Genomic DNA, 17,741 nt, shown 5'->3' on the forward strand with positions numbered 1-17,741 from the left:
GATTCGTGACGTCAGAACCTTCGTTTTCGGGCAATGAATCAGACAGCTGAGCGGCGGGCAACGATCGCACCGTGCGGCCGGTAGCCGGGGCCGGTTCTCGTATATGTCTCGACCGTTTCGAATCCCGCCGCGAGCAGCTCTAACCGCAATCCTTCCACGGGCCACCGATACGCCTCGACCACAAGATGCGCGAACGGTTCGACCGTCGCACCCTCGAAGAACCCGAGTAGGAGTCCACCCCCTGGTCTGATGCAGCGCGCAAACTCAGCCAATATCGTGCGCAACTCCGCGGGCGGCGTGTGGATTATCGAGTACCACGACAGCACACCACCCAGTGAACCATCCGGCACGTTCAACGTTTCCAGCCTTCCGACTCGGAACGGTACATCCGGAAACCTAGCCTTCGCGTGCACGATGAACTCCGGCACCAGGTCGACGCCCTCGATCTCGACCCCGCGTTCGAATAGGTAGTTGGTCCACTGGCCAGACCCGCAGCCGGCGTCGACAACGGGACCATCGATTCCCTGCGACCAGGCCGACACCAACTCCCGATCCGCGCAGTGCACCGAATCCATCGATCCGAAAGCGTCGACGCACTCGTCCACCCGCTCGGCATAGGCATCGCGCACACGATCGATTTGCATGGACCGAATCCTAGACGGCGAGAACGTCTCTCACACATTCTTTGTGGCACAAGACTGCCAATCAGATGTTCTTGACCAGCGCCAGAAACTGACGAAGTCATTTCGCGACGTCAACGACCGTTGTAGTCTCGGATTATGGCACTCTCCGAAAATGAGCGTGAGCAATTCCTGGCCGAACCCCATATAGCGGCGCTGTCGGTATCGAACGGTTCCCAGCGCGGTCCGTTGACCCTCCCTATCTGGTATCTCTATTCGCCAGGAGGAAGTCCCTGGGTTCTGACGGGGAAGGGCTCGACAAAGGCCCGCCTGATCGAGTCTGCCGGGCACTTCTCACTCATGGCGCAACGACTTGAACCGACAATTCGCTATGTGAGCGTCGAAGGTCCCGTCGACAAGATCGTTCCGGGCACAGACGAAATGTTGGTCGAAGTGTCGCGGCGGTACCTGGCTCCGGAAAAAATCGACGGGTATCTCGATTTCGCGCGTTCACAGCTGGGCGAACAGGTTGCCATCTACATGACTCCACAACACTGGCTGTCTGCCGACCTCGGGCAACTCTAGGACCGCAGACCGGTTACAGAACGACGCAGTCAGTCGCGTGCTGGGTCGTCATCAGGCACCATCGGGGGCATCCCCGCTCCGTCAGCGGGCCCGTTCGACCCTGGCTTCATCCCACACCGGAGACTCACTCTCGTACACATTCCCGTCCGAACCGAAAACAAGGAACCTGTCGAACCCACGCGCAAACCAACGATCATGGGTAACCGAGATGACGGTGCCGGCGAACTGCGCGATCCCCTGCTCCAGGGCATCCGCCGAATGAAGGTCGAGGTTGTCGGTCGGCTCGTCGAGCAACAGCATCGTGGCGCCGGAAAGTTCCAGGAGCAGGATCTGCAGGCGCGCCTGTTGACCACCGGACAGATCGTCGTACTTCTGCTCCGCGGCTAGGGACAGTCCGTAGCGATCAAGAGCCCGGCTCGCCGCTTCGCGCCCCATCCCATGTCGATGCTCGTCGCCCATGTGCAGGATCTCGAGCAGCGTGTTCCCGGTCAGGTCTGGCCGAGAATGCGTCTGGGCAAATAGTCCCGGACGGACCCGAGCGCCCAACGTCGCTGTGCCGCCGTGCTTTACCGGAGCGATGTCGAGCGCCTCGACCGGTAGGTGCTCGGTTCCCGGGTCGGTTCCTCCACCCGCCAAGAGTCGCAGGAAGTGCGACTTCCCCGACCCGTTGGAGCCCAACACGGCAACTCGATCTCCGTACCAGATTTCGGTATCGAACGGCTTCATCAACCCGGTCAGCTCGAGATTTTGGCATACCAAGGCGCGCTTGGCTGTTCGTCCACCGGAGAGCCGAACAGTCACCTTCTGCTGCAGCGGAATTGCCTCGGGTGGCCCCGCCGCCTCGAACTTCGCCAGCCTGGTTTGCGACGCGTGATACCGAGCAGCGACGCCGTCGTTGAACTTGGCCTTCTCACGCAATCGGAGAACCAGGGCACGCAGTTTCACAAGTTCTTCGTCCCAACGCCGACGCAGTTCTTCGAAGCGAGCGTTGCGATCCTCACGAGCTTGGTGATAACTAACCAGACCACCACCGTGTGTCCACGACGTAGCGCCGCTGATTCCTGGTTCCAGGGTGACGATGTGAGTCGCGGCGTTGGCAATCAGTTCGCGATCGTGGCTGACGAACAGGACCACCTTCGCAGACTCCGAGATCGTCTTTTCCAACCATCGCTTTCCCGGTACGTCGAGGTAGTTGTCGGGCTCGTCCAGAAGAAGTGCGTCGTCAGGCCCGGCGAACAGTGCTTCCAGAACCAACCGCTTCTGTTCTCCTCCACTGAGCGAGTTGGCTGCTCGCCACTTCGCGACGTCGTAGGGCACGCCGAGAGCCGAAGTGGTGACCTTGTCCCAGAAGTCTTCCGTTTCGTAGCCGCCCACGTCCGCCCAATCGGCCAGAGCGTGCGAATACTTCATCTGAGTCGATTCTTCGTCGCGCTCGATCAGCGTGTTCTCCGCGGTTTCGAGTGCCAGTGCTGCGTCGCGGATCGGGGCGGGTGACACGGATAGCAGCAGATCACGCACGGTGGACTCGTCACGAACTTGGCCGACGAACTGGCGCATCACGCCCAGCGTTCCTGATCGCGTAACAGCCCCTTCGTCTGCGGCCGCATCCCCGGAGATGATGCGGAGCAACGTAGTTTTGCCGGTCCCGTTCGGGCCGATCAATGCAGTCTTGGCGCCGTTGCCGACTCGAAAGCTCACACCGCTGAGCAACTGTCGACCATCGGGGAGGAAGTAATCGACATCGGCAATGTTGAGGTGAGTCACGGCATCAAGAGAACCCTACCCACGTCCATCTGCCAAACCAATAATTCGCTGATCGACCCAGGCCCCGCATTCGAGTCGGAGTAGACCACGCCGGTGTCGATCCACTTGGTGTGCAGCTGTTGGGATTTGAGAAATTCAGCCTCTGCACGAAACGAATCTGCGCGTTTCGCTTCGGGCGGCAGGGAACGTGTCTAGATTCAGGATAATCTGCGTCCACATCGCGGCGCTGCCTCTGAAAGGACCGACGATGCAGTTCAACCTCGCAGACGTTTTCGAGACAGTCGCCAGCTCCGTACCGGATCGCGTTGCATTGACCTACGAAGGCGAGAACTTCTCTTACGGCCAGTTGGACGCAGAGGCCAACAGGACCGCCCATCTACTCACGAAGGCAGGCATCTCCCGGGGCGACCATGTCGCCCTGTTCCTGAAGAACAGCGTCGAACACGTCACTTCAATTCTTGGATTGATCAAGATCCGCGCGGTGCCGATCAACGTGAACTACCGGTACACGCCCGCCGAACTCGAGTACATCTTCACCAACTCCGACTCGGTCGCGGTGGTCGTGGAACTCCCCGAACATCAGCGTGTCCTCGCTTCACTTCTCGACGCATGCCCGAAGGTGCGGGCGGTAATCGTGATTGGCGACATCACCACCGAACTGCTCACCGCCGCGAAGGCACGCGCAGTGACCGTCGTTTCCTTAGCCGAGGCCCGCGAGTTGCCGTCCACCGGGGAGTTCGAAACCCGCACGGGCGACGACCTGTACCTGCTCTACACGGGAGGGACCACCGGATACCCGAAGGGCGTCATGTGGCGGCAGGACGACTTTTTCCGTAAGCCGCTCTCCGGCGGAAACCCGTACGGCGAAGGGCCACGGCAGGATCTCGCCGAGATCGCCAGTGCTGCAAAGGAATTTCCCGAACTCTCATTCCTCATTGCCGCACCGCTCATGCACGGCGCTGCGTTGTATTCGCTGTTCACCTTCTTCACCCTCGGCGCTCGCGTAGTCCTGCGGCGCGACTTCGACCCCAAGAAGGTCGTCGAAGCGATCGAGAAGGATTCGGTACAGGTGATCCTGATCGTCGGCGACGGCATGGGGATGCCGTTGGTCGACGAGATGGAACGTCGCAAGGGTGAGGTCGATTTCAGCTCCCTGTTCTCGATCACTTCGGGCGGTGCAATCTGGTCCACCAGCGTTCGGGACCGCATGCTGGCAGTCAAGCCGGACCTGCTGTTGCGGGACAACTTCGGCGCCTCGGAGTCCGGTAACGACGGCGCCTTCTCCATTGACGAGGCCGGCAATCTACGAATGCCGCCCTCTCCGAACATGGTCCTGGTCGACGAGCGACTGAACGAGATCCCGGCCGGCTCCGAGGACGTGGGTTACATCGCGCGCATCGGCAACGTCCCGCTCGGCTATTACAAAGACGAGGACAAGACTGCTCGGACGTTTCCGACCCGTGAGGACGGTACCCGACTGTCAGTGCTCGGTGACATGGGCAAGGTCGAAGCAGACGGCACCATCGTCTTTCTCGGCCGTGGCTCGCAATGCATCAACACCGGCGGCGAGAAAGTCTTCGCCGAAGAGGTCGAGGCAGCCCTTCACGCCCACCCGTCGATCGTCGACGCACTTGTCGTCCCCGCACCCGACGCACGCATGGGCCAGCAGGTCGCAGCGGTGATCGCAATCTACCCCGGAGCGCCGGAACTAACCCTGGACGACGTTCAGGAACACTGCCGTAAGACGTTGGCCGGCTATAAGATTCCGCGCACGATCGTGCTGGTCGACGAAGTCAAACGAACCCCCGCCGGCAAAGCCGACTACCGCTGGGCGACGACTCTGGCATCCGCCTAATCCGGGAAGGGCTCGCTCTGGTGACGCGCGATCGATTCGTCCGGTCGCGGTCGATCATGCTCTGGACCTCGCCTTGATCGGTGCGGTTATGGCCGACCCGGCGCTCCCTGACAGCCCTTCGGTAAGCAAGGTCTGCCACGAACCGCAATGGCAGCGCAGGTAGGTGACGGTCCCTTCGCTCGTCCGATGCCGAGATTCGGCCTCCCAGCGGTGGATGCAACTGACCGGCGCGATCCCTGTTCTTGTCATGCGACAAGCATGATGTAAGGGCCTTATGCAATTCAACCCTTACGTGACGATGCGATGACACTGGCCACCCCAGGGAGGTGCCCAGCCGCGTTCTTTCCTCGATGGAAACTGTTGTCGCACCGCATGATCAGCATCAACGGGTAAAGTCGGACACGGCGCTCGGCTCAGATGATATCGGGGTTCCATGTAACGACCGCCCAGATCACGAACACGTTGAGGGCGATGATCGTGATCGCCCACCACGGGTAGTAGGGCAACCACAGGAAATTGACGACGATCGAGATACCGCAAATCACCAGGGCGCCGACCCTAGCCCACGTCGACCCTGTGAACAACATGACACCGACCGCCACGATGACGATACCGAGGACGAGGTGGATCCATCCCCACGCGGTCAGATTGAGCTGGTAGGTGTACTCGGGGCCCGCCACGATGAGGTCGTCCTTGGCTATCGCGGAGATACCCTGCAAGAATTCGAGCACACCGACGGTGACTAGAAGAACCGCTCCGCCTAACGTCGCTGTCTTGGCCAGAGCTTGCTTGACTAGTATTTCCTCGGACATAGCCGCCCCTTTGTGGTCTCACGTGCGAAACCGACGGGTGCCTCTTCCATCCGCCCCGCGCGGGATCGTGCGGACCGGGTACCCGCTGGACCGCGCACGAACCGCTCCGCACACCGAAACCAAGGCCCTCCACATTGTGTGCGCGCCACCGACGACGATCGACCAACCCCGGGCCTTCTATATCGCTGTCGATCCGTAGGGTTAAACAAGCATCTCGGCACCTGTCGGGGGCCTTTCACAATGGGTCTTCCGCGCAGTGTGCGCGAGGCGGCAGGCGATGGACGTACCCGACTTCCCTGCTCTTGCGCCTTGGGGTTTCGACATGACCCGATCGGTTATGACAAAGCTGCGAGACGTTGTTCGTCAGCGGCAAGGTCGCCGCACGCGGCCTGCCTTCCGGCTGGAGACTTACGCCGGGGGGCCGGCAGGTTCTCACCGCCCCATGCACTCCCCACATCCGGAAAGGACCGACAGTTCAGCGGGTCCGCGCGATCTACTGCAACCAGCAACCATCCGAGGTGATGGTCAGATGGGTTGAACCTCAGCGGGCGATGGACCGGCCGCGACATCGCCCGTGCACTGACCCAAGACACCCAAACCTGCGGATGGGTATCGGCTGTGCAACTCACACGCCCCACCGCCTTCCTGCGGCGGAGGCTGGCGCAGATCGACTGGTTGAAGTCCTCCGCCGCCGAATACGCCCGTGAGAACGATCGAGCCCGCCTGGCTGAACAGGCGACGCACCGGCGACTCCCTCGTGAGCGGGGTGCTCTCGCAGCCGACGCCGCCACACGTGCAGCGATCACGTGATCAGTTCTCACGAGCAAAAAGATGATGAGCATTCAGGGCAACGGGCATCGTCACCGACGCCCAGATCGACTATGCCAGAGCAGTATTGGCAATTCTTCTCTAACTCTGGAGAGCGAGGCGTCGTGTCCAGACAAGTAGGCATTGCCCGAAAAGGCTCCTTGCCGGGCTCGTTCGCCCGATCGAACATCGGGGCGCTCGCCGGGCGCAGTCGGTCCCGTAATTCCAGGCATCACCGGCGGCCGAGCATTACATGGACAGAGCGGATTCCCCCTGTGCAGCCCGTCGCTGCGTTCTCTGTGGCGGACATCCCGCCGGTCGGCGGCGTACCCACGGTATCGTGGAGGTATCGGGGCACACGTCTACGGAAGTGACGGTTCGATGGCGCTCGCCGTACCGGGCATGGTCGGGAACCTGCCCATCGCATTGACCAGCTTCGTCGGCCGCCGTCGTGAGTTGACCGAAGCGCGCCGACTGCTGGCCGCTGCGCGTTTGGTGACACTGACCGGGATCGGCGGGGTCGGCAAGACCAGGCTTGCGTTGAAGACCGCCGAAGACTCTCGAAGGGCCTTCAGCGATGGCGTACGACTGGTCGAACTCGCCGAGGTCCACGACCCAGACTCTCTGAAAGATGCGGTCGCCATTGCCGTCGGATTGCGCGTCCGCGCCGCTCGTCCTCCCCTGGATATGTTGGTGGAATATCTCGCATCACGTCGGCTGCTGCTAATCATGGACAACTGCGAGCACCTGATCGAAGCGGTCTCGCCACTGTGCGAGGTGCTGTTGCGCCGGTGCCCTCAAATTCGCATTCTGGCATCGAGCCGCGAGCCACTCGGTATCGACGGGGAAGCAGTCATGCGGGTTCCGCCGTTGTCGGTCCCGGATCCGCGGCATGCACCACAGTTGGACGGACTTCCACAGTATGAGGCGGTCAGGTTGTTCGTCGAGCGTGCCGCGGCGGCCGTTCCCGAGTTCCGGCTCACTGAAGAAAACCAGGGCGCCGTCGTCGGGATCTGTCGCCAGCTTGACGGTCTGCCGTTGCTGATCGAACTGGCGGCGGCACGGTTACGGGCGATGTCCGCGAAGCAGATCCAGGACCGGCTGACCGACCGCTACCGATTGCTGAACAGGGGAAGTCGTTCGGCTCCGACACGGCAGCAGTCGCTGCGTGCGTGCGTCGACTGGAGTCACGAACTGTGCTCGAAGCAGGAACAGAAACTATGGCACCGGCTGGCGGTCTTTGCGGGCAGCTTCGAACTGGATGCAGCCGAGGGCATCTACTCCGAAGACTTCGTCGACGGCGAACTGTTGGATGGCGTGACCTCCTTGATCGACAAGTCGATCCTGATCCGCGAGGAGTCAGGTCCTGCCGTGAGGTACCGGATGTTGGAGACGATCCGCGACTACGGCGAGGCGAAACTCCGTGAGTCCGGTGAGCACACGGCATTCCTCCGGCGGTACCGCGACTGGTACGAACGACTTGCATTGCAGGCCGCGGACGAGTGGATCAGCCCTCACCAAGTGGTGTGGATCGCCCGCCTCGAACGCGAACAGGCTAATCTCCGCGACACACTGACGATCAGCCTCACCGCGGACGAGGAGGGAGCAGCCGTAGGACTGCGGACGGCCACCGCGTTGTATCCCTTCTGGCTTTCCCGTGGTCGGCTCAGCGAAGGACGCCGCTGGCTGGAGCGTGCATTGGCCTGCCCGAGCGCGGCCACGCCGGCGGAACGCGCCAAGGCGCTATATGCGTGCAGCGCGCTTGCCTCAATGCAAGGCGATGTCCAGGCCGGAATGGCCCGCGTGAAGGAGGGGCGTGAACTGAACCTGGAGGGCCACGATGCCGTGTCAGACGCCCTAATCACCCACGTCGAGGGCCTTCTGGCACTCGCAGCCGGTGACTTCGGCCGGGGAGGCGAATGCTTGGAGACGAGTCTCCGGGTCTTCCGCTCGAAGGGCATGCGACTGCAGATCGTCGAGGGCCTGGTCGGTCTCGAGTTAGCCACGGTATTACTCGGCGACGCGGAACGGGCTGCCGCATGGCACGCGGAAGTGCTCGCGATCACCGAACCCTGCGGCGAAGCCGTCTTCCGGACCTACTCGTTGTGGGCCACGGGTATGGCGGAGTTGCAGCGGGGCGACCCCGCGCAAGCGGTCTCACTGTTCGAGGAAGGACTGCGGTTGACGCGGTCGGTGGACGACCCGCTGAGCGCTGCATGGTTCCTAGACGTGCTGGCATGGATTGCGGCCGCGGCGCAGGAGTTCGGACGAGCGGCCACCTTGAGGGGTTCGGCCATGGCAATGTGGCAGATCGTGGACGGCCCGACAGTCCGATTTCCCAGCCTGCTCGTTCACCGCGACGAGTGCCGGCTACAGATCGTCGGTGGGATCGGCGAACGCGGGTACAAGGTGGCGCTTCGCCACGGCCGAGAGCTGACATTCGAGGGCGCAGTCGCGTTCGCACTCCGAGAGAAGCACGTAGCGGTTGAACCCGAGCCGGCTGAGGCCGCGACGAACCTGACCCGCCGCGAGCGCCAGGTTGCCGATTTGGTGGCGCAAGGACTGACCAACAAGGCGATCGCTGAACAGTTATTCATCTCTCCGCGCACCGCTCAGGGCCATGTCGAGCACGTGCTGACCAAGCTCGGCTTCACCTCCCGGACCCAGATCGCCGCGTGGTCCGTCGAACGCACCCGCGATCGATAGATGAAGTCGACTATTCCAAGCGACCTGCGCCCGGGGAACAAGCGCAGTTGCGATCAGGAACGACTCGCCGATCCCGAAGTCGGCGACGAGATGCTTCAGATGCTGGTGGTTCGCCACCTTGGGCGTGAATAGCATTGTGGCGAAACTGTCAAGTTGTTTGGTGTGCAACAGTTTTCGTACGCAACAGGGCATCGCACGAAGCCGTCGGTGAGGTAGCGACGGTCTGTTCGACGACCTGATCCCATACCTGGAATCAGGTGCGGATTTCGGTTCGGTGGTCGGCGGCAGTCATACGGTGCCGCGGTGGGCGGAAGTGCGAGGAGATACGACTGAACGAAGCGGAAACCGCTGGACTGAGCCGACGGTCGAGGAATCGCAGAACGCAGCAAAGCATCCTCCTGGGGTAGCACCGAAGGTGGCCGGTACAACCACCACGCCGCGTGGTCGTCAGGATGCCACCGTGCTACTACTCGTCAAACAAGGTGAATGTCACAGCGCCCGTTTCCGTTTGGCAACAGCCAGGCTCGCATCGTTTCCGAGTTGGGCTATGGCGCGGTAGATTCCTGCGCCGATGGCTACGGTTCGGATCTTTTCGAAGTGACAAAGCAGCATTACAGGCAACGAAGTTATCATCGGATTCGGCCTTTACTGCAAGACCGACACTCTCAGTTCAGGAGTCACCTCGAACGGGGTAGCCCTCCCCATTCCCACACTTGCGGGGATTCTCTGCCAAAATCAGATCCACGTCCGACTCTGGAGCTAAGCCTGCCGACGCCATTGCGGTCGGTTCCCGGGTGAAGTTGACCCCGGCCTCCGAATCGCAGTCCCCCACTACCGGTCCGCAGATAGGGATCGTCGTCGAAGACTTCGGCAATACCGTCATCGACCCCGCCATCTGGGTCGGGACTGGGCACCGATGCGGCGATGGGCGATCGCCCTCGACGATGGGCGATAGGCCCATCATGCATGCTTCCCCCGCCGGAATCGACACCGCTCGATGGACTGGCGCAGCTAACGTGACAGTGCCTTCTCAAGTGGTGTGGCGCCGACGCTGTGGGTCAGCGAGGACTGACCAGGAATCGAAGAGGGACTGGATCCAGGTGCGATACCGGACCCAGGCCCTTGAGGTTCAGGCTCTTATGTGACCAGTTCAATGATCGGGAACTAGTTCAATGATCGGGAACTAGTTCAATTCTGTTGGTCCACAATCATATTGTTGGCCTCAGTAGACAGTTCTTCAGGATCCGAAGATGTTCCCCAGCGAACCGCCGATGTTGCCGCCGCCGGGGGTCTCGGTATCGGTAACTGTGACCGTGCGGATCTCGGAGGTCGAGATGACGTTACCTGCGGCGTCGCTATGGACCGCGGTGATATTGCTGGTGCCGGCGCTCGTGAAGGTGTGCTTGAGCGTCGCCTTGCCGTTGACCACTGTGACCGGAAGACCGATCTTGTTGTCGCCGTCCATGAACTGGACGGTTCCACCGGCCGAGGTCGGGGAGACGTTCACGACCAGTTCTACTTCGACTCCCGTTGTTGCGGTGGCCGGAGCTGTCACTGTGGTTGTGGTGTCGACGTTGGCCGGCGTGACCGCAATGTTGTGTGCACCTGAGGTCGATGCCAGGTGTTCGTTGAATCCGGTGAACACTGCGGTGATGGCGTGGTTGCCGGCAGCGAGTGCCGCCGTAGTGGAGGCGTTGCCCTGGGTGTCGAGGTCGACCAGGCCGCCGATGTCGGTGCCACCGTCCTTGAACTGGACCTTGCCGCCGAGGGCCGGGGCGGGCGAAACCTGTACGCCGAGAATCACGTCCGTGCCCGCAACCGCGGTGGCCGGACCGGTCACCGACGTGGTGGTGGCGACGTCCGCCGGGGCGACCGGGACGTTCTGTGCTGGCGAGACCGACTCGTTGGCCTTCGTCGTGCCCAGGAACTTCGCGGTCAGGATGTGCGCGCCCAGCGCCGGCGTCCACATCATCGTCGCTTTGCCGGCTGCCAACGAACTCTCCCCGATTTTGGTTGTACCGTCGTAGAACTCGACGATGTCTCCATCGGCGCCGCCCGTGACCGCGGCGCTCAGCGGCACCGTTTGGCCCACCTTCGTGCGCGCGGGGACCGCATCCAGTGTGGTGGTCGAGGTATTCTTGGCGACCCTGATCGACGGTCCTGGGTTGGTGTAGATGCCGGTGCCGCGCGAGCCGTTGTAGATCAGACCGGCGGTCAGGATGGTGCCGCGGTCGCAGTCGTAGCCGACCTTGTACTGGATGCTCAGGATCGGGGTGTCGACACCCCTCTTTGCGGTCGGTTGGTAGCCGAGGCTGGTGAAGTCGACGGCAGTGTAGTCGGCGGCCATCTCGACGTAAGGTTCGATGGTGTGGACGCCGGCGGCGTCGGTGACCTTCGCGGAACCCGAAACGTAGGTCAGGCAGGTCGAGTGGTAGTCCTTCACCCAATTGAGCTTTTCCCAGTTGGAGTCGATGCGGGCCCATTTGGTGGTGACGGTGACGGTGTCGTCGCCGGTGGGGGTGGCGTTGTCAATGGTGCGGGTGAAGGTGCTGTATTGGTCGGTCCAGGTGGTCGAACCCGGCGCCGCAGTTGCAATTCCGCCGCCGATCGCGACCGCGAATCCGGCCGCCACAGCGCATACGCTCAGGCCTCCGATTGCACGAAGAGTGTTGCTCTGCTTCATGGTTCCCTTTCTTGAGACGTCGACGCAACGGATCTACACGAGCGCCTAGACGAGCGTCCAGCACTTTGATCGGGATCAAGGTATCGCAATTGATCAGCCACTACGGACGAATTGCGGTAACTGTGGCGAGGGCACTGTCACGTTAGTCCATTCGGTGCCTCCCCAAAATCCCACCAGCCTCATGAGTCACACACGAGCAGGAGGTTTCCGAGCACGGATCGACCATAATCAGCGCTTGATTGCTTAACGTGACAGTGTCTGTGCGACGTGATCGGGACTCGAAAAGTTCTCGTCTCCGGACTTCTGCTGTTCGCTCTCGTCAGCATTGCCGGCACCTTCTCGACCTCTGCCGAGATGCTCGTCGGAGCACGCGCAATTCAAGGCGTCTGCGCCGCGATGATCGCCCCCGCCGGCCTCGCCGCCCTCAGTCAGACCTTCCCCACCGGCCACGCTCGGGCAAAAGACTTCGGAATCGGAGCCATGACGTCAGCACTCGGCGGTGCACTCGGCGTCGTGCTGAGCGGAGTGCTGACCGAAGGACTCAGTTGGCGATGGGTGATGTTCGCGGGCACACCGGTTGCCCTGATCGCAGCGATTGCCGGCGCCCGCAGCCTACCCGCCGGCCAGCGCGCCAAGGGCGGTTCCCTCGACCTCCCCGGCGCCGTCTTCGCGACGACCGGCATCGCCATCTTGGTCGGAACCGTCATCGGCACTGAATCATATTCCTGGACTTCGGGTTACGTCGGTCGAGCCCGACTAGATCCTGATGATCAATGCAGGTCCACCACCGAGCTTGTTCGCTCAGATCAATGTCGTTGCAACGACATTCGTTCTCCCCTACTCGGCGCCGTGGCGTGACGTTCTCGAACAGGCTGGGGCACAACTCGATCGGGATAGCGAAGCAATAGCGATGATCGGAAAGCTGGAGTCAGCAGATCCACCAGCTTATCGGCGGGAAGTCGACTGATACAGCGGCACTCGCCCGCGCAATCGTCGATCACTCGGCAGGGAACGGCGTGCGCTAGTACGCGGTTCACTCAGAGGCTCTCGCACACCGACCGACTACGAAGTGCCGGCGACCTCGTCGATTCCGTGTGATTCAGATTTTCGCACTTCGGAAACCCACATCTGTGGGGCTCACCCCGATAGGTCGCCGAGCAACTCCTACGTCCATTGCCTCCCCAACAGTCATGCGTTGACAGGAAACCGACATGATCCGCCCGAACCGGTTCGCCAGCGGCAGAACGTGCTGTTACCTATGCCGAAATCCTGCCCATCTACTGGACATGCTCACGCATCGATTCAGATACCACTGTCAGCGTTCTGACGAACGCGTCGACGGTAGGCGCAAGTGGAGGTTGTCCCTCGACAAGTAGGAACGCGCGGAGAGATCGCCCATACCGTCGACAACTTCGCACCCGACGCCGAAAAGGTAAGCGCCGATGGCCAACGAATGTAGTACGCGCCGGCATAAAGCACTTCAAGTCAAGTTCAGGCAGCACTGCAAGATGCGAGGTGCCGAATGCCACCGCTGCTCGCAGCTCATCGACTACAGCCTGCCCAAGGACGACCTCGAAGCCTTCGAGAACAACTGTGACTTCCAGTCTCTGCCCGCTCCGAGCTGGTCGACGATTCGGCGCACTTCCGACCAATCACCAAGGTTTGCAATGCCTCTCGCGGCAACGAATGCCGTCGCCACAGCACTCGGATCAACTAGCGCCACTCCGTCGATGTCGGCGATCGCGCGGTACCACCGCGCTTTGGCCTCCGGCGGCGTCATTCCCTCCCACAGTATTTCGATTGCAATGTGGGATATCACCTCCGGTGTACCCACTGAACTGGGATGATTTGAGTTCTCACACAACAACTCAATACCCTGTGCAGCGCTCACAAGGAGACAGATGACCAACACATTTACGGCGACACCGAACAGGCTGCAGTTGTTCAGCAGCAAGACGGCGGCAGGCGAAAGCAGCGCGCCGCTGGTGGTGAAGGGACAAGGCACGGCGTCGGTGCTGATTACCGCGAACCCAACGCCCTTCGACATCGTTTTCAGGCCGGAAAAGAGTGACTTTCCGGCGCTGGGGCTGACCGTTGAGAGGGGCGCGGTGACACTCTGGTATCACAGCGGCCAGCAGCGGACGACGCTGGAGGTGGGCAAGGGCCAGGATATCGGGCTGACCGCCGAGAGCGCGACTACGCCGTACTGGCTGAGCCTAGATTCGAATAACAGCCGGGTCCGCTACGGCAAGGGGGAAATGTTGCGGACGCTGATGCTGCTCGAGTACAGCTGGGCGAATGATGCGCAGCAGGAGCAGCTGCTTGCCTTCCCGAAGGACCTGGCGCGGGTGCAAGTGACGCCGGTGACGGTAACCGCGCTGGAGATATTGCCGATTCCGGTGAACCTGGACCCTTCGCCGTACATCGTGTCTTCGGACACCGTGACGATGGAAAGCCTCTCGTTCAACCTGAGCAGCGTGATCACTGACCTGCCGCCAGCCTGCCAGCAACTTTATGCGACGGTGGCCGGCCGGGGTATCACCATTACGCCGCCGGATTTTCCGCAGTTTGCGCAGGCGATTCAGCATTCGATCATGACGCCGGGCTGTATCTGCTACGAGGAACTGAAGAAGAAAGACCCGGCGTTCGGCTATCTGCGGGTGACGATTGACAGCAACTTGGGTGATTCACCGGGCCAGCCCTATGTGCTGGAAATCTGGCCGGCGGGCAATGGCTCCCCCATTCACAATCACGGGCGGGCCTGCGCGATCATTCATGTGCTCTACGGGCAAATCGAAGTATCACTCTTCCCTGCGCTGAGCCCGGCGATCCTGACGCCGTGGGGCAAGGTGACGTTCAATACCGGTGACGTGACATTTTTGACTCCGGATTACTACCAGATTCACCAGCTGAAAAATCCGCTGCCGAAGGGCGAAGCGTTTTGCGCCACCATCCAGTCCTACCGCTACCCGGACAGCGACAATACGCACTACGAATATTTCGACTACATCGAGAATGGCCAAATCAAGCAGTTTACGCCGGACTCGGACTGGACCTATCTGGAGTTCAAGGGCCTGATCGAACAGGAGTGGAAGCAGACGCAGTAAGTAGCCATAACGGCATGGCGGCGCCCGCCTTCCGCGCACGCAGAAGCACCGCAGCGACGACAAGTTGCCCAACAGCGGGCCCGCACAAACACATCACGAAGCCCCCAACCGTTCGAGGTTGGGGGCTTCGTGATGCGCAGCATGTCAACATCCCGCAGGCGTCAACAGTTGGCCGTCGCGGCTTGGCAGTTAGAGACGTCCGCCGTCGACGAAACTCACGGACGAACAGAACGCGATCCGGACGACCCGGCGACACGCTAAGGCGCGACCGACGCCCTGAGGATGGCAGGCGATGATGTAGGCCGAAGTACACGAGCCACATCGTCGAGCGGCACAGGTTCGGCGACCAGGGACGCCCACGGATATTTCTCGCACGTTGTCGCGAGCAGTGCCACAGCCCGGCTCAGATGGCGAGGCTCGTAATTGTGCACTCCGGTGATGGTCAGCCACCGACGAACAACGTCTTCCGGGTCCACCGCAATGGCTGGCCCTGGAGAGACCGATCCGGCAAGAACTAGTCGGCCGCCAACATCGAGGCGCTGTAGTGCAGCATCCACTGCCGTCCACACACCGGAGAAGTCGATGGCGATATCGGTCGTTGCCCCATCGTCGTCGGAGGCGCCGAACCTGTGGGATTGGCGTTGCCGACTCGGATTCGGTTCAACGACACGCACATCCGCACCGGCTTCAACAGCAGCAGCGGCAGCAGTGACACCGAGCATCCCTGCCCCAAAGATCAGCACTCGTTTATCTGTAAGATCCCCCGCTGCCTCGAGAGCCGCCATCACTGTCGCAGTTGCACACGCAGCGGGTGCAGCCACCGCATCGGGCAGAGAGTCGGGCACCAGAGCGATTGCGGTCCCTCTCGGCAGAACAATGTGCGCGGCGTACGACCCGCTCAATGTCCACGGACCCTGTGCCGGTTCGTGTCCCACCTTGCGTACGTTCACACATTTGGCAGTGAATCCGTTGACACAACGCGCGCAGCGGTTGCAGGGAACCGTCACCGACCACACGATCCGGTCGCCGACAGCGAGTGGATGCCCCCACTCCCCCACAACCTGAGGGCGTGCGCCACGTCCGATGGCGATCACCCGCCCGACGGCTTCGTGCCCGAGGATCGACGGACACGGTGCATCTCGACGTCCGGACACGGTATGCAGGTCGCTGCCGCAGACTGTGGCAAGGCTGACGCGAACGAGGACATCCCCCGGTCCGAGTTCGGGAATTTCGAGTTCCCGGATGTCGATGCCGTCGCGGGTCCATACAGCGGCCCGTGTCAGACGAGGAGTGACCTGATCCATCCGGAAATCCTTTCGACGATGTATACGACGGCGAAGATGACGATGACGATCGCGCCGGCGACCTGGAAGTTCAATGTGCGAATCGACTCGAACAGCAGAAACCCGATACCACCTGCACCGACGATGCCCAAGATGGTGGAGGTGCGGATGTTGACGTCGAGCAGGTACAGACTGGACCCAACCATCGATGGAATAGCCTGCGGTACAACAGCACTGAAGATTTGGTTCCACCATCCACCGCCGACGGACTTTACTGCGTCGAGGGGGCCGGGGTCGATCTCTTCGACGGCGTCGGCGACGAGTTTGCCCAGGAAACCTACCGAGCCGATCGCTAGAGCGCAGGTACCCGCTACCGGCCCGAGTCCGAGAGCTGCGACGAACACCACGGCGAGGATAAGTTCGGGGACGGCACGCACGACCACGATCCATGCCCTCGCCAGCCAATAGAGCACCGGATGCGGCGTCACATTGGCAGCGGCCAGGATGCCGACCGGAATCGAGAGTCCGATGCCGATCGCCGTAGATACGAAGCCGATGGCGACGGTCTGAACGGTGGCATCGAGCAGATCGACACCGAGAGAGGAGAAGTCAGGCGGCAGCATGCGGCTGAAGACCTCCACGGATGGCCCGACCCAAGTCAGTAGCGCCCTGGGGTCGATGTCGAGTACGACGAATGAGGCGATGCAGGAGACGATCAGTAGCACCGATGCCCCGATACGCATCGCTCGATCACGGTGGGGCCCTGCCTTCGACGGGACGAGCAGGGTACGCCTTATGGCGATCGCTACCAGTTCCATCGCGGCGATGATGACCAGAATGACGAGGACGATACCAAGCGCCCGCGGATAGATCAGCCCGCGCAACGCATCCTGCAGCGCAAACCCGATCCCACCGGCGCCGACGAATCCTAGTACGACCGACATGCGCAAATTGATGTCGATGCGGTAGACAAACGCGCCAATCCACGCCGGAACTACTTGCGGAACAACGGCATTGATCATCTCGCGTACGTATCCGACCCCGGTAGCGCGGATCGCTTCCCGCGGACCACTGTCGGCCTGCTCGATGGCATCGGCAAACAATTTGCCGAGCATGCCGATCGAATGCAGCGCCAGCGCGAGAACACCGGGCAGAACACCGATACCGAGCGCCCGGACGAACAGAACTGCAAAGAGAAGATCAGGCATGGCCCGGCAGAAGGAGATGATCGCCCGCGCGACACCGTATACCCACGGATGAGGGGTCGTGTTGCGAGCAGCGAGGAATGCCAAGGGAATCGAAGCAATCGCAGCCAGGACGGTTCCCAGTACCGCCATCAGCAGCGTGTCGAAGGCGAGTGAGACGATGCGACCCGTGTCGTCCACACGTGGCGGAAGCATGCGGGCCAGCAGGCGCTGAACATCGTCAAGGCCGTCGATCAATGTGGCGGGAGCGAAATCGATGTATCCGGCCGACAGTACGGTCAAGACGACCGCGACCGAGCCCAACGCTGGAAGAA

At 61.6% G+C, this 17,741-nt stretch carries 13 protein-coding genes; 7 read left to right on the forward strand and 6 right to left on the reverse strand.

The genetic code is table 11. From position 1 onward, the window contains the following. Nucleotides 1-38 precede the first annotated feature (38 nt). Nucleotides 39-644, reverse strand: coding sequence for a class I SAM-dependent methyltransferase (locus BDB13_RS19345; RefSeq protein ID WP_094273113.1), 606 nt, complete (start codon nt 642-644; stop codon nt 39-41). 135 nt (nt 645-779) lie between these two features. Between BDB13_RS19345 and BDB13_RS19350 the strand changes: the two genes are divergently transcribed. Next, complete coding sequence (locus BDB13_RS19350) at nt 780-1,205, forward strand: pyridoxamine 5'-phosphate oxidase family protein (protein ID WP_094273115.1); 426 nt, start codon at nt 780-782, stop codon at nt 1,203-1,205. An 81-nt stretch (nt 1,206-1,286) separates the two neighbouring features. Here the strand turns inward: BDB13_RS19350 and BDB13_RS19355 are convergent, their stop codons facing one another. Next, nucleotides 1,287-2,969 (reverse strand): ATP-binding cassette domain-containing protein, encoded by a 1,683-nt coding sequence (locus tag BDB13_RS19355; protein ID WP_094273116.1) that lies wholly within the window; start codon nt 2,967-2,969, stop codon nt 1,287-1,289. Between the two features lie 247 nt (nt 2,970-3,216). Between BDB13_RS19355 and BDB13_RS19360 the strand changes: the two genes are divergently transcribed. After that, nucleotides 3,217-4,824: an AMP-binding protein gene (locus BDB13_RS19360; RefSeq protein WP_094273118.1), complete on the forward strand. Its 1,608-nt coding sequence runs from the start codon at nt 3,217-3,219 to the stop codon at nt 4,822-4,824. Nucleotides 4,825-5,237: 413 nt separating this feature from the next. On the opposite strand, the gene BDB13_RS19365 is transcribed toward BDB13_RS19360, so the two are convergent. Beyond that, nucleotides 5,238-5,636: a DUF7144 family membrane protein gene (locus BDB13_RS19365; protein WP_094273119.1), complete on the reverse strand. Its 399-nt coding sequence runs from the start codon at nt 5,634-5,636 to the stop codon at nt 5,238-5,240. Between the two features lie 534 nt (nt 5,637-6,170). Between BDB13_RS19365 and BDB13_RS19370 the strand changes: the two genes are divergently transcribed. Further along, the gene (locus BDB13_RS19370; RefSeq protein ID WP_094273120.1) at nt 6,171-6,446 is read left to right on the forward strand and encodes a hypothetical protein; all 276 of its coding nucleotides are present in this window, start codon (nt 6,171-6,173) and stop codon (nt 6,444-6,446) included. Nucleotides 6,447-6,824: 378 nt separating this feature from the next. Continuing rightward, nucleotides 6,825-9,149: an ATP-binding protein gene (locus BDB13_RS19375; RefSeq protein ID WP_094273121.1), complete on the forward strand. Its 2,325-nt coding sequence runs from the start codon at nt 6,825-6,827 to the stop codon at nt 9,147-9,149. A 1,237-nt stretch (nt 9,150-10,386) separates the two neighbouring features. Here the strand turns inward: BDB13_RS19375 and BDB13_RS19380 are convergent. Beyond that, nucleotides 10,387-11,832 carry an Ig-like domain-containing protein gene (locus BDB13_RS19380; protein WP_094273122.1) on the reverse strand — a complete coding sequence of 482 codons (1,446 nt, stop codon included), beginning with the start codon at nt 11,830-11,832 and terminating at the stop codon, nt 10,387-10,389. 267 nt (nt 11,833-12,099) lie between these two features. Between BDB13_RS19380 and BDB13_RS19385 the strand changes: the two genes are divergently transcribed. From BDB13_RS19385 to BDB13_RS19400, 3 genes are all read left to right on the forward strand, one after another. Next, nucleotides 12,100-12,690 carry an MFS transporter gene (locus BDB13_RS19385; RefSeq protein WP_254922882.1) on the forward strand — a complete coding sequence of 197 codons (591 nt, stop codon included), beginning with the start codon at nt 12,100-12,102 and terminating at the stop codon, nt 12,688-12,690. A 650-nt stretch (nt 12,691-13,340) separates the two neighbouring features. Continuing rightward, nucleotides 13,341-13,679 carry a hypothetical protein gene (locus BDB13_RS32205; RefSeq protein ID WP_176459624.1) on the forward strand — a complete coding sequence of 113 codons (339 nt, stop codon included), beginning with the start codon at nt 13,341-13,343 and terminating at the stop codon, nt 13,677-13,679. A 54-nt stretch (nt 13,680-13,733) separates the two neighbouring features. Continuing rightward, on the forward strand, nt 13,734-14,939 hold the full coding sequence (locus BDB13_RS19400; RefSeq protein WP_094273124.1) for a hypothetical protein: 1,206 nt from the start codon (nt 13,734-13,736) through the stop codon (nt 14,937-14,939). A 257-nt stretch (nt 14,940-15,196) separates the two neighbouring features. Here the strand turns inward: BDB13_RS19400 and BDB13_RS19405 are convergent, their stop codons facing one another. Beyond that, nucleotides 15,197-16,243 carry a zinc-binding dehydrogenase gene (locus BDB13_RS19405; RefSeq protein WP_094273125.1) on the reverse strand — a complete coding sequence of 349 codons (1,047 nt, stop codon included), beginning with the start codon at nt 16,241-16,243 and terminating at the stop codon, nt 15,197-15,199. Further along, nucleotides 16,219-17,730: a phosphonate ABC transporter, permease protein PhnE gene (gene phnE, locus BDB13_RS19410; RefSeq protein WP_254923036.1), complete on the reverse strand. Its 1,512-nt coding sequence runs from the start codon at nt 17,728-17,730 to the stop codon at nt 16,219-16,221. The genes BDB13_RS19405 and phnE overlap by 25 nt, the downstream gene beginning before the upstream one ends. Nucleotides 17,731-17,741 lie beyond the last annotated feature (11 nt).

Origin of the sequence: Rhodococcus sp. OK302 (assembly GCF_002245895.1) — a bacterium.
In the GTDB taxonomy this organism is placed as follows: domain Bacteria; phylum Actinomycetota; class Actinomycetes; order Mycobacteriales; family Mycobacteriaceae; genus Rhodococcus_F.